The 12,066-nt window shown below is 69.6% G+C and carries 10 protein-coding genes; 4 read left to right on the forward strand and 6 right to left on the reverse strand.

Annotated features, from left to right (window positions below; all coding sequences use genetic code 11):
• Positions 1–32: 32 nt before the first annotated feature.
• Positions 33–824, forward strand: coding sequence for an enoyl-CoA hydratase-related protein (locus tag QHF84_RS38765; protein ID WP_281318588.1), 792 nt, complete (start codon positions 33–35; stop codon positions 822–824).
• A gap of 3 nt (positions 825–827) precedes the next feature.
• Here the strand turns inward: QHF84_RS38765 and QHF84_RS38770 are convergent, their stop codons facing one another.
• Together QHF84_RS38770 and QHF84_RS38775 are read right to left on the reverse strand one after the other, a co-directional pair.
• Positions 828–1,928: an FAD:protein FMN transferase gene (locus tag QHF84_RS38770; RefSeq protein WP_281318589.1), complete on the reverse strand. Its 1,101-nt coding sequence runs from the start codon at positions 1,926–1,928 to the stop codon at positions 828–830.
• Positions 1,925–2,971, reverse strand: a complete 1,047-nt coding sequence (locus QHF84_RS38775; protein WP_281318590.1) for a methyltransferase domain-containing protein — start codon at positions 2,969–2,971, stop codon at positions 1,925–1,927. Before QHF84_RS38775 ends, QHF84_RS38770 begins: the two co-directional genes overlap by 4 nt.
• An 81-nt stretch (positions 2,972–3,052) precedes the next feature.
• On the opposite strand from QHF84_RS38775, the gene QHF84_RS38780 reads away from it, so the two are divergent.
• Positions 3,053–4,246 carry a M20 family metallopeptidase gene (locus tag QHF84_RS38780; RefSeq protein WP_281318591.1) on the forward strand — a complete coding sequence of 398 codons (1,194 nt, stop codon included), beginning with the start codon at positions 3,053–3,055 and terminating at the stop codon, positions 4,244–4,246.
• On the opposite strand, the gene QHF84_RS38785 is transcribed toward QHF84_RS38780, so the two are convergent.
• Together QHF84_RS38785 and QHF84_RS38790 are read right to left on the reverse strand one after the other, a co-directional pair.
• Positions 4,247–4,864: a hypothetical protein gene (locus QHF84_RS38785; RefSeq protein WP_281318592.1), complete on the reverse strand. Its 618-nt coding sequence runs from the start codon at positions 4,862–4,864 to the stop codon at positions 4,247–4,249.
• 89 nt (positions 4,865–4,953) lie between these two features.
• The gene (locus QHF84_RS38790) at positions 4,954–5,304 is read right to left on the reverse strand and encodes a hypothetical protein (RefSeq protein WP_281318593.1); all 351 of its coding nucleotides are present in this window, start codon (positions 5,302–5,304) and stop codon (positions 4,954–4,956) included.
• 102 nt (positions 5,305–5,406) lie between these two features.
• Between QHF84_RS38790 and QHF84_RS38795 the strand changes: the two genes are divergently transcribed.
• Positions 5,407–6,876: a Mur ligase family protein gene (locus tag QHF84_RS38795; RefSeq protein WP_281318594.1), complete on the forward strand. Its 1,470-nt coding sequence runs from the start codon at positions 5,407–5,409 to the stop codon at positions 6,874–6,876.
• Complete coding sequence (locus QHF84_RS38800) at positions 6,873–7,715, forward strand: inositol monophosphatase family protein (protein WP_281318595.1); 843 nt, start codon at positions 6,873–6,875, stop codon at positions 7,713–7,715. The genes QHF84_RS38795 and QHF84_RS38800 overlap by 4 nt, the downstream gene beginning before the upstream one ends.
• Here QHF84_RS38800 and QHF84_RS38805 read toward each other — a convergent pair.
• Positions 7,712–10,675 (reverse strand): kelch motif-containing protein, encoded by a 2,964-nt coding sequence (locus QHF84_RS38805; RefSeq protein WP_281318596.1) that lies wholly within the window; start codon positions 10,673–10,675, stop codon positions 7,712–7,714. The two genes, QHF84_RS38800 and QHF84_RS38805, sit on opposite strands and share 4 nt — an antisense overlap.
• Before the next feature lie 484 nt (positions 10,676–11,159).
• On the reverse strand, positions 11,160–11,873 hold the full coding sequence (locus QHF84_RS38810; RefSeq protein ID WP_281318597.1) for a hypothetical protein: 714 nt from the start codon (positions 11,871–11,873) through the stop codon (positions 11,160–11,162).
• Positions 11,874–12,066: the final 193 nt, after the last annotated feature.

A 12,066-nucleotide genomic window follows, 5' to 3' on the forward strand; every position in this document is an offset into this window, starting at 1 on the left:
CGCGCGAGCCCGCCTTCGCTACGCACGAGCGCATGTCCGATCAAACCTCCCCCGTGAAAGTCGAGCGTCGCGGCGCCGTCGGCGTGCTCGTGATCGACCGCGCCGATCGTCGCAACGCGCTCTCGCGCGAGACCCTCTACGCCCTCGGTCGCCTCGGCAAGGAGCTCGTGAGCGATCCGTCGGTCCGCGCCATCGTGCTCACCGGCGCGGGCGACAAGGCCTTCTGCGCGGGCGCCGATCTGAAGGAGCGCCAGGGCATGAGCCCCGACGACGTGCGCAAGCAGGTCGGCCTCTACCGCAGCGAGCTCGGGGTGCTCGATCGAAGCGAGAAGCCCGTGATCGCGGCGATCAACGGCGTCGCCTTCGGCGGCGGGCTCGAGCTCGCGCTGATCTGCGACCTGCGCGTCGCGGCGCCGCACGCCGAGCTCGCGCTCCCCGAGACCACGCTCGGCATCATCCCGGGCGCAGGCGGCACGCAGCGTCTGCCGCGTGTCGTGGGGGACGCGCGCGCCAAGGAGATGATCCTGCTCGGCCGGAAGCTCGGCGCGGCCGAGGCGCTCGCGTGGGGGCTCGTGAACCGCGTCTCGCCCGCGGGCACGAACGTCCTCGACGACACGATCGCCTGGATCGAGCCCATCGCGAGCGGCGCGCCGATCGCGCAGAGCGCCGCGCTCCGGGCGATCGACACGTCCTACGAGGTGCCGCTCGAGCTCGGCCTCGAGCTCGAACGCGTCTACTACGACGAGACGCTGCGCAGCGAGGATCGGCTCGAAGCGCTGCGCGCGTTCGCCGAGAAGCGCAAGCCCGCCTTCCGCGGCGTCTAGCGGCTAAACCCCATCCGTTGGATCTCGAAGCATCTGGATCTTGCTCTCCAGCCGCTTCGAGACCCACACCTTGTTGTGCTCGTCCACGACGACCGCGCCGCAGTCGTCGAGCTCCTCGCAGATCGAAAGGCCCTTGTCGGGGCCGAGGATGAAGATCGCGTCGTCGATCCCGTCGGCGGTGAACGCGTCCTTGGCCCACACGGTCACGCTGCGGCTCTTCATCGCGGGATACCCCGTGCGTGGATCGATGATGTGGTGCCAGCGCTTGCCGTCCTTCACGAAGGCGCGCTCGTAGTCGCCGGCCGTCGAGAACGCGTGGTCGGTGACGTCGATCATCGCGAAGTAGTCGTTCGGCCCTTGCCCGCGTGGATCGCGCACGCCGACACGGTAAGGCGAGCCGTCGGGCTTCTTGCCGCGCACGTAGAGATCGCCGCCGGCCTGCACGTAGAACGACGCGAGCCCCTCGGCGGCGAGCACCTTCGCCGCGGCGTCGACGGCGTAACCCTTGGCGATGCCGCCGAGGCTCAAGCGCATGCCGGGCTTCTGCAGCAGCACGCTGCGCGCGTCGTGGTCGAGCTTGATCTTGCGGTAATCGATGAGCGCGCGCGCCTTGTCGATGTCGGCCTTCGAGGGCACCTCCTCGACCTTGTTCTCGTCGAAGCGCCAGAGATCCCGCATCGCCTCGAACGAGATGTCGAAGACGCCCTCCGAGCGATCGGCGACCGAGATGCTCTTCTTGATCACCTCGAACGTCTCGGGCCCGACGGCGACGGCCTGCTTGCCCGCGGCCTGGTTGATGCGCGAGATCTCGCTGTCGTCGCGCCAGGTCGTCATGAGCCGCTCGAGCCTGCGGATCTCGGCGAGCGCCTTGTCGAGCTTCGGCCGGATCGCCGCCTCGTCGAGCTCGCGCGTGGTGTACGTCGTGATCACGACGTGCGTGCCCATCGCCTTGTCGTCGAGCGTCACCTTCTTCGGATCGAACGGCGGCGGGCGCGGCGTCGCGGCCTCTGGGCGCGGCTCGGGCGTGGGCTCGGGCGGCGAGGACGTGTTGCACGCCGCGAGGGCGAGCGCGCCGAGGAGAAAGACGTGGCGCGGCTCCATCATGACTCCCGCGTGATCCGCACGTAGACGTGCGATGGCGGGGCGATGCCCGTCTCCACGCGCACCTTGGGCATCCCCGGCGCGAGCGCCGCGACGAGCGCGAGCTCTTCCTCGTAGAACATGCGTCGGATCGAGGTCACGGCGTCGTAGTAGAACGTGTACGTCCGACCGTACAGGGCTCCGACGAGCGCCACGAGCCCGAGCGACGTGTAGCTCCGCTCCCCGTCGATGAAACACGCGCCGACGCGCGCGCGCCGCGCCGCCTCGCCCATCATCCGCGCGATCATCCCCGGCGGGAAATGGTGGATCGCCTGGGTGCAGGTGATCACGTCCACGCCCCGCTCCTCGAGCCCACCGAGCGCGAGCGCGTCCTCGACCGAGAACCGCACCGAGAGTCCGCGCTCGGCCGCCTGCGCGCGCCCGAGCGCGAGGTACTCCTCCCGCAGATCACTCGCCTCGATCGCGACCCGCTCCCCGAACCGCTCGGCGAGGTAGAGCGAGAGCCCGCCGTGCCCCGCCGCGACGTCGTGCACGATCGGCCGCTTTCCTCCCGCGCTCGCCGCCTCCACCAGCGGATCGATCGCGGCCTTCACCGTCTCGTAGATCCCCGTGCAGTGGTTGAACCGATCGAGCACGTCGAGCGCGTGCGTCCGCTCGTCCTCCGGGAAGCTCGGATCATCCATGAGCTCCGGTCGATCGCGATAGAGACGCGCGTCCACCGCATGCAAGAGCTCCGTGAGCCGCGAGCCTCCGTCTCCATCGAGATCCCTCGGCCGCTCGGCGCGCATCGCCGTGACGGCCTCGGCGACGAGCGTGTCGAAGCGCTCGATCGCCGCGCCATCGCCTTGCAGCACGGCATGTTCGAGCGGGGCGACCGCGGGTGCGAATCGCTCGATCGTGCGGCGCATGGCTTTGTTGCGGTGCAGCGCGAGCGCGGCGCGGAGGGGACCGCGCACGTCGTGGCGGCTGAGCTTGCGCATCACCGCTTCGAGGGCTGGATCGAAGCGCCGGCGGAGGACCTCGGACAGCATCGAGGCGCGGGGCATGGGCCGAGCTTAACGCATCCCGGCGCGGCGTCGCGTCACGGGCGCGCCGCGCGAGAGGGCTGTATGCTGCGCGATCTATCCATGCAGACGACGTCCGTCGATCGACCCTACACGGAAGCCATCCTCGCGGCCGCGCGTGCCGTCGCGCCGATCGTCCGCGACGTCGCGTCGCGCATCTTCGCGCACCCGGAGTTACGGTTCGAAGAGACGCGCGCCGCAGCATGGATCTGCGATGCGATCGAGGCCGAGGGTGTCCCCGTCGAACGCGGCACGGGTGGCCTCGCGACGGCGTTCCGCGCGCGCCTCGGCGACGGCGCGGGCCCGCGCGTGGCGATCCTCGCCGAGTACGACGCGCTCCCCGAGATGGGACATGCGTGTGGCCACAACCTGATCGCCGGCGGCGCGCTCGGCGCGTTCCTCGCGATTGCACGCGCGCGGCCGTCCTTCGCGGGCACGATCGAGATCATCGGCACGCCTGCGGAAGAGGGCGGCGGCGGCAAGATCCGCCTGCTCCAGGCCGGCGTGTTCGAGGGCGTCACGGCCGCGATCATGTTTCACCCCTACGATTGCGATCTTCTCGCGCCGACCTCCCTCGCGAGCTACTGGCTCTCGCTCCGCTTCAAGGGCGTGCCTTCGCACGCGGCGATGGCCCCGTGGGAGGGCAAGAGCGCGCTCGCGGCGGCGCTCGCGACGATGCACCTCGTCGACGCGCAACGCGTGCAACTGCGGGACGGCACGCGTGTGCACGGCGTCGTCGTCGAGGGCGGCCAGGCGGTCAACATCATCCCCGAGCGCGCCGTGGTCGACTTCGCGGTGCGCGCGCCGTCGTTCGCCGAGCTCTCGATGGTGCGCGCGCTCGTCGAGCGATGTGCGCGCGGCGCGGCGATCGCGTGTGGCGTGGAGGTCGAGATCGAGGTTCGGGGCGGCTACAAGGATCTGCGCCCGAACATCCCGCTCGCGCGCCGCTTCGGCGAGCACCTCGCCGCGCTCGGCAGGCCTGCGCGCTTGGTCGACCCCGTGCGCAGCATGGGCTCGACCGACATGGGCGACGTCTCGCACGTGATCCCCTCGATCCACCCGCTGATCGCGATCTGCGACGAGGGCGAGACGATGTGCCACGAGCGCCCGTTCGCGCGGTATGCGGACAGCGATCGAGGCGCGGAGGCGATGATGGCGGCGGCGCAGGCGATGGCGCTCACGGCGCTCGACATCCTTTCGGACGCACCCTTGCGGGCGGCGATGACGTCTTCTTTCGAGGAGAAAAACAGGCAGTAATCAGGCTGCGGGCGCGCGCTTGCTGTCGACGCCGGCGGCTTGCAGGTCGTCGAGCATGCCCGTCGTGCCTTCGAGCGGGATCGCGCGGGCGAGGGCCACGCGCTCGAGCATCATCGCGAGCTCCAGCATGTTGTTCACGGGCGGCAGGAGCGTGCTCGTCCCGTCCCAGAGATCGAGCCCGATGTTGCCGCGCAGGACGGGCAGCTCCTGCCCCTTCTGCTCGGTCTTCGGGATGCGCACCTTGTCGATCTGCGACCAGCTCCAGCGGCGCACGCGCGGCACCCCGAACGAGAGCAGCTCGCGCAGCACGATGCCCTCCGGGTTCACCACCACGCCGCGCATCTGGTCGCGCAACACCCCGGCGATCGCGCTGCAGAACAGGATGATCGCGCACACGCTGGCCGGCATGATGCGGTGGCGATCGTCCTCGACGACGTACTTGAACAGCCAGGAGTTCGTCGGGGCGTGTTGCCCGTAGACGATCGCGCCCGAGATGAGCAGCGCGACCGCGAGGTAGGCGAGCCAGGGAAGGCGTTCCTTCAGCGGCGGCCCGAACGACACCGTGCTGTCCGGGCGGTACGTCATGTCGAAGCCGGGAGGACGAGAAGGTCGCGCCATGTCCGCAGTCTACACGACCCGGGCGCGAACCTTGGATCGGACGATTCCCTCACCCCCAGCCCCTCTCCCTCTCGGGAGAGGGGAGATGATCACTGGCACTCGGAGGCTTTCGTCGGATTCGCGCGGAAGTATTCGAGGCACCACGGGCTCAGCGCCGCGGTGAAGTCGGCACACGGGATCTGGTCCGGCGACGTGCCCGAACGATCCGTCGCCAACGCTTCTTTGCAGGAGGCGCAGCACTTCTGCTTCATCTCGCCTGCATCCGCGGGCTTTTCGCCTTCCTCCACCGGCTTCGGCGCCGCCTCCTCGCCGGCCATGTCCTGGCCGCCCGTGTCTTTGTCGACGTCCGGCACCTCTGCCTGCTTGGGCGGACTACACGCCGCGACGAGCAGGGATCCCGCGAAGAACAAGCCGACGAGCGCGCTCGAAACCTTCTTCATGAACCCGGCTTTATCGGAAGCCCGACCGGGAATCAAACGTGGTGTTCGTCGCGGCGCTTTGAGCGTGGCGCCCTCCCACCTTCCTATAGCAAACTCGCCGCCATGCACGTGCACCTCGTGGGCGTGGCAGGGACCGGGATGGGCGCGCTCGCCGGGCTGTTCAAGGCCAGCGGGCACGACGTCTCCGGCTCCGACGTCGCCTTCTATCCTCCCATGGGCCCCGCCCTCGAACGCTGGGGCATCCGGCTCATGGAGGGCTTCGACCCGAAGCACCTCGAACCGCGCCCCGATCTCGTCGTCATCGGAAACGTTTGCCGTCCAACGAACCCGGAGGCCCGCGCCGCGCTCGACAGCGGCATCCCGACGAAGAGCATGCCCCACGCGCTCGCCGAGCTCCTGCTCGTGCACCGCTCTCCGCTCGTCGTCGGCGGCACGCACGGCAAGACCACCACGAGCGCCCTCTGCGCGTGGCTCCTCCACGAAGCCGGCCGCGACCCGGGCTTCCTCATCGGCGGCTTGCCCAAGAACTTCGACGTGAGCTTCCGCGTCCCCGGCGACGTGGCCCGCGGCGGTCGTTTGCCGCTCGTCACGGGTGAAGGCATGTCGCGCAGGAAGACGCCGTTCGTCGTCGAGGGCGACGAGTACGACACCGCCTTCTTCGAGAAGACCCCGAAGTTCTGGCACTACCGGCCCGAGGTCGCGATCCTCACGTCGATCGAGCACGACCACGTCGACATCTACCCGGACGAGGCCTCTTACCTCGCGGCCTTCCGCGGCTTCGTCGAGCGTGTCCCCGAGAGCGGCCTCATCGTCGCGGCCGCGGCCGATCCGCGTGTCGTCGACGTCGTCCGCGCATCGGCCCGCGCCGAGGTCGCGTGGTTCGCCCTCGAAGGCGATGACACCCACGGACAGCCGCCCCACTGGCTCGCCGCGCCGGCCGAGGTCGACGAGAACGGCCAGTCGTTCGACCTCTACGCCGGCGGCGTCTACGCGGGCCGCGCCGCGCTCACGATCCCCGGCCGCCACAACATCCGGAACGCGCTCGCCGCTGCCGCCGCCGTCGCCCAGGGCTTCGGCGTGCCGCTCTCCACGGTCATCTCCGCGCTCGCGACCTTCCAGGGCGTCCGCCGAAGGCAGGATCTCCTCTACGAAGTGCGCGGCGTCCGCGTCTACGACGACTTCGCGCACCACCCGACCGCCGTCGACGAGACCCTGCGCGCGCTCCGCGCCCGACACGCGAAAGGCGCGCTCTACGCCGTGTTCGAGCCGCGCAGCGCGACGGCTTGTCGCGCCCTGCATCAGGAGCAGTATGCGAGCTCCTTCGACGCGGCCGACGTCATCGTCCTCGCCCCGCTCGGTCGTCCCGAGATCCCCGAGGCCGAGCGGCTCGATCTTCGCGCGCTCGCGGCTGCGCTCGAAGCGCGGGGCAAGCGCGCGTGGACGCCTGCGTCCGTCGACGAGATCGTCACGTTGCTCGCGCGGAGCGCGCAGGCGGGCGACACCATCGCGCTGCTCTCGAACGGCGCGTTCGGCGGCATTTACGAGAAGCTTCGGGGAGCGCTCGCGCCATGAAGAGCACGACGACGGGTGAGCGCGCGCAGTTCGCCGCCATCGCGCAGCTCGTGGCCGAGGAGGCGGGCGCGCTCGTGAGCGCCGGCTTCCGTTCGCGCCCGCCCGTCGAGTCGAAGGGTCCTTCCGACCTCGTCACCGAGTACGACCGCGCGAGCGAGGACATGATCACCATGCGCCTCGGCTCGCTCGCCCCCGGCATCCCGGTCGTGGGCGAGGAGCGCGGCGACGGCTTCGCGCCGATGGCCTTGCGCAGCGGCCTCGTCTGGTATGTCGACCCGCTCGACGGCACGACGAACTTCGTGCACGGCCATCCCTTCTGGAGCATCTCCGTCGGCCTCTTCGACGGCGACGAGCCGATCGCGGGCGCGGTCGTCGCGCCTGCGCTCGGCCTTCGCTGGAGCGGCTGGGTGGGCGAGCCCGTGAGCGTCACGGGCCGCTCGGGCCGGCACGGCGAGGCGCGACGGAATGGTCAGCGATGCGGCGTGAGCCCGACGTTGCGGCTCGAGGACGCGCTCGTTGCGACGGGCTTTCCGCCGGTCCGCAACGTCGCGCCTGCGAACAACTTCCACTCGTTCATGAGCGTGAAGCACGTGGTGCAGGGCGTGCGGCGTTGCGGGAGCGCGGCGATCGACCTCTGCATGGTCGCGGACGGGACGTACGACGGTTACTGGGAGCGGAAGCTCAACATCTGGGATCTCGCGGCGGGCTGCGCCGTGGTGCTGGCGGCGCGGGGGAGGATCACGGCGCTGGATGGCGGGGTACCGAACTACCACGAGGGTCACATCGCCGCGTCGAACGGGCACCTGCACGACGCGCTGGTCGAGGCGATCAACGCCTAGGACGCGTCGTCGCGCTTGCGGCGTCGCGTGATGAGGGCGCCGAGGGCCACGAGGGCCGCGAGTCCACGACCGGTGTGGCTGGCGGGGTTGCCCGTGGTGCTGCAACCGCCTCCCCCGCCCGGTATGATGGCGCCGCCCGACCCTGCGGAGCCGCCGGAGCCGCTGCCCGAGCCGCCGATTCCGCCGGAGCCGCCCATTCCGCCGGAGCCACCAGCGCCGCCGAAGCCGCCCATACCGCCGGAGCCGCCGGAGCCACCAGCGCCACCCATTCCACCAGCGCCGCCGGAGCCGCCCATACCGCCGGAGCCGCCCATTCCGCCGGAGCCACCAGCGCCGCCGAAGCCGCCCATACCGCCGGAGCCGCCAGCGCCACCAGCGCCACCCATTCCACCAGCGCCGCCGGAACCGCCCATTCCACCGGAGCCGCCCTCGCCGCCGGAACCGCCCATTCCACCGGAGCCGCCCTCGCCGCCGGAGCCGCCCATTCCGCCCTCGCCGCCGGAACCGCCCATTCCACCCGAGCCGCCCATTCCGCCGGCACCACCGCTGCCGTTGCCCTCCGGCGTCACGCCACCTTCGAAAATCTCCGCGCTCTCATGGGCAGCCGGGTCGCCGTCTCCGGACGAGCAGCCCTCCTGCATCCCTCCGAAGACCAGCACGCGATTGCCTTCGAGCCGCACGGCCCCGGCATACGTGCGCGATTCGCTCATGTTCGGCGCCGGCGTCCAGTCATTCGTCTCCGGGTTGTACACGGCGGCGCTCCGGAGGGGGCAATCGTTGCCGCCGGTCCATTCTCTGCCGCCGAAGAGCAGCACCATTCCATTTCCGAGCCGCATGGCCCCGTGGCGCCGACGCGCGACGTCGAGCGGCCCCGTCACCGTCCAGTCGTTCGTCGCCGGATCGTACACCTGCGCGTGCGGCACGTTCCGCGCGCCTGCGACCAGCACCCGGCCATCGGCGAGCAGCGTCGTCGTGAAATCGGCGGGCGACATGAGCAGCGCCTGCGTCGGCGTCCATGCATTCGTCGCCGGATCATATCGATCGGCGCCGTCCCCGCTCACCACGAGCACACGGCCGTCGAGCAGCGCCGTCGCCTGGAGTTTTGCATGCGTGTACGTGAGCGTCCCGGTCGGCGAGAACATCCCCGTCGCCGGATCATAAAGCTCCGCCGTCGCCGGGGTCCCACTGCCGCCGGTCACCAGCACCTTTCCTCCCGCGAGCACGATGGCCGCATGCCCCGAGCGCGCCGCGCCGAGCGAGCCCGTCGCGCTCCACGTCTTCGTCGCCGGGTCGTAAAGCTCCGCGGCCGCCGTCCCGCCGCCGACCGCGAGGATTCGCTCGTCGGATAGCCGTGCCAGCACGAGGCCATTGTCGTGGTGCGCGGCCATCGCGCCGGTCATCGTCCACGTATTGGTCGCCGGATCGTAAAGCTCCGCCGTGGACGGGGAATCACCGCCCACCACCAGGATCTCGCCGGTCGCGACCCGGACCGATTTCGCGCGACGTCGCACGTGCATGAGCGGCGCGGCGTCGCTCCATGCATTCGTGGCCGGATCGTAGATCTGCACCGTGGGGTTACCGTCCCAGTCGTTGTTGATTCCCCCGGCGATGAGCACGCGGCCATCGGCGAGCTCCGCCCACGTGCCCTCCTGATGCGCCATGGACATGCTCCCGGCCGGCGTCCATGTGGATTGGCAGCCGACCGGCGTATCCCCGACGCAGGCGCCCGCCTCGCAAACGCCATTCGCCGTGCAACCGTTGGCGCTGCCGCAGGAGGCCCCGCTCAGCGGCGTGCAGACGCCGTCCGCGGACGCGCCCTTGCTCACGGCGCAGGCGTCGCACGCGCCCGCGTCGCACGCGGCATTGCAGCAGACGCCGTCGACGCAGAAGCCGCTCGCGCATTCGCCGTCGAAGAGGCAGGCGCCGCCAGGGGCCGACAAGCTGAGCGACTCGACGAACGCCGTGCCGCCGCCGGTGACGAGCACCCGCCCGTCGGCGAGCTCCGTGGCGAGGTGCCCGCTGCGATTCGTGTTCATGAACCTGCCGAGCGACCATTTTCCGGTGACCGGATCATAAAGCTCCGTGAGCGCGCCGCCCGTGACCAGCACCCGACCATCGGCGAGGCGCGTGGCCGTGTGCATGTAGTGGGTCACGTTCATCGGCGTCCCCTCGGTCCACGTATTGGTCGCCGGATCGTAGAGCACCGTGCCGCGGTTCTCGGCGGTGAAACCCTCGCCGCCGTAATCGGTGTAGCCGCCGGTGATGAGCGCCTTGCCGTTCGCGAGCAGCGTCGCGGTGTAGCCCTCGCGATTCTCGATCCACCCCGCGAAGACCCACGAATCCGTGGCGGGGTCATAGACCTGCATGAGGGAGCTCGCCACGACGAGGACCTTGCCGTCTTGCAGCAGCGTCGCTGTATGGTCCTCGATGTAATCGGGCGGCGGCGTGACCTCGATCGACGTGTTCGCGACGGGATCGTAGATCTCCGCCTCGAAGGTCACTCCATCTCCGTCCACGACGCCGCCGAGGAAGTAGATTCGCCCGTCGGGGAGCAGCGTCGCGGTATGCCCCATGCGGGGCGCGAGCATCGGCGCGCCGAGCGTCCACGTATCGGCGACCGGATCGTATACCTCGACGGTGTCCGTCACGCCTCCGGCCACGAGGACCTTTCCATTCGGCAGGAGCGTCGCGGAATGGGCTGTGTGCGTCGTGCTCATGGGCGCCACGAGCGACCATGAATTCGCGACGGGATCATACACCTCGGCGGTCTCGCTCCCGCCGCCGGCCACGAGGAGCTTCCCGTTCGGCAGCAGCGTGGCCGTGTGCCGATTCCGCGCCATGTTCATCGGCGGCACCACATCCCAGCGCGGCGCCGTGAGCGCGGATGTGGCCGCATTCAGGGTGAGCACCTCCGGGGTATCGGCGCGGCTGCAGGCGAGCGGCAACACGACCGGAGCCATACAAAAAGCGAAAATGAGTCGGCGAGAGAGGGGCGTGGTACGCATGCCCGCCACCATACCGGCCTCCGCGCCGCGCCTGTCAACGAGCGAGCACGGGGCGCGCGGCGTTCATTTGGTGTGGAATCGCACCGTCTGTCGCTGACGTTCCGGTCGTTTCGGTTCGTACTGACTCGTGTTCGGGCTGGAGCGTTGGCCTCTGGGGTGGTAGGGTATGGTTGTTCCCTCTGCTGTTCTCCGTGAGGTGATTGGCAATTGAATCCCGAGTAAGCCTGAACCAGGGGCCCACTACGCTGTCGTGGTGAGCTAGGCCCGAGAAGTCATCGGGAAGCCTAAAGCGGCACATCGGGCACCCACCTAGCCGCAAGCTAGGGGTTCAAGCCATTCAACCCACGATTACGGCGGTAAGGAACTCTTCTTCGAGCCCGGTGAGAGCCGGGCTCTTTTTTTTGTCACGAACGTGTGGGGACGGCGGGCGGGGTGGCTCTTATGCCTCGCCACCTGCTGCGCCCGTGGCGACCCCGTCCTCGGCTTCCTCGTCGTCGCCGACATCGAGCCCGTCGTCGGTCTTGTCCTTGAGGAAGAAGAGATCTTGCGTCTGCTTGTCGCGCGGGAAGGCGGCCTTGATGCGATTGGCGACCTCGGCGAATACGTCGAGAAACTCTTCCTTCGCGAGGTTGCGCGCTGCCCGCGCTTGCGCCGTGGCTTCCATGCCGAGCCTGCGCGCTTCGAGTGCCTGTTCGTAGCGGTGCCGGACGGCGGTGATCTTGTCGAGCTCGGCCGAGCCCGCGGGGTAGATCGTGGCGATCTCGGTGTAACGACCTTCGAGGGCGCGCATCTCTTTGATCTGGGTGCCGCCGACTGGCTTGATGATCGGCGTGGAGCCACCGGGGAACAGGGTGGAGACGATACGCCCGCCGGGGCGACCGTCCTCGATTTCGGCGCGCTTGAGGGCGAGGCGAACGACCTGGTCGGCGAGCCGATCGGTGAACTTCACCTCGACCCGGACGATGATGAGCTCCTTGACCTTCTGGTCGTAGCCCTGCTCGCGCGCGAGGAGCGCGTTCGTGGCGTCCTCAAGCTTGGACGCGAGGCCGTTCAAGGCGGCGACGTCGGAGAACTTTCCGAGCATGGTCCGCGTGTAGAGGCTCTTGAGCTCGCAGCGAGCGATGGGTGTCTTGGCGTTGGGGAGTACCGACAAGGCTTGTATCCTGGTTCGTTTGGTAAGGCGGGAAGCAGAAACGAGGTGGGCGAGGTTGTCAAGGACGGATACAGGTAGCCTGGGGGAAAGTGTGGGGGTGGGGAGGGTGCGGCAAGGTGACTTGCGGCGGTGCCGTGGGGTGGCTGTGGGGGTGGAGGGGTTGCTTGGGGCTTGGAGGTGGCGTGGCGGAGGG

The sequence above is a fragment of the Polyangium sp. y55x31 genome, from assembly GCF_029946505.1.
In the GTDB taxonomy this organism is placed as follows: domain Bacteria; phylum Myxococcota_A; class Polyangia; order Polyangiales; family Polyangiaceae; genus Polyangium.

Bases quoted from the DNA above. Each gene is read 5' to 3' on its own strand.
- QHF84_RS38765 (WP_281318588.1), top strand. From the start codon at position 33: ATGTCCGATCAAACCTCCCCCGTGAAAGTCGAGCGTCGCGGCGCCGTC.
- QHF84_RS38770 (WP_281318589.1), bottom strand. From the start codon at position 1,928: ATGATGGAGCCGCGCCACGTCTTTCTCCTCGGCGCGCTCGCCCTCGCG.
- QHF84_RS38775 (WP_281318590.1), bottom strand. From the start codon at position 2,971: ATGCCCCGCGCCTCGATGCTGTCCGAGGTCCTCCGCCGGCGCTTCGAT.
- QHF84_RS38780 (WP_281318591.1), top strand. From the start codon at position 3,053: ATGCAGACGACGTCCGTCGATCGACCCTACACGGAAGCCATCCTCGCG.
- QHF84_RS38785 (WP_281318592.1), bottom strand. From the start codon at position 4,864: ATGGCGCGACCTTCTCGTCCTCCCGGCTTCGACATGACGTACCGCCCG.
- QHF84_RS38790 (WP_281318593.1), bottom strand. From the start codon at position 5,304: ATGAAGAAGGTTTCGAGCGCGCTCGTCGGCTTGTTCTTCGCGGGATCC.
- QHF84_RS38795 (WP_281318594.1), top strand. From the start codon at position 5,407: ATGCACGTGCACCTCGTGGGCGTGGCAGGGACCGGGATGGGCGCGCTC.
- QHF84_RS38800 (WP_281318595.1), top strand. From the start codon at position 6,873: ATGAAGAGCACGACGACGGGTGAGCGCGCGCAGTTCGCCGCCATCGCG.
- QHF84_RS38805 (WP_281318596.1), bottom strand. From the start codon at position 10,675: ATGGCTCCGGTCGTGTTGCCGCTCGCCTGCAGCCGCGCCGATACCCCG.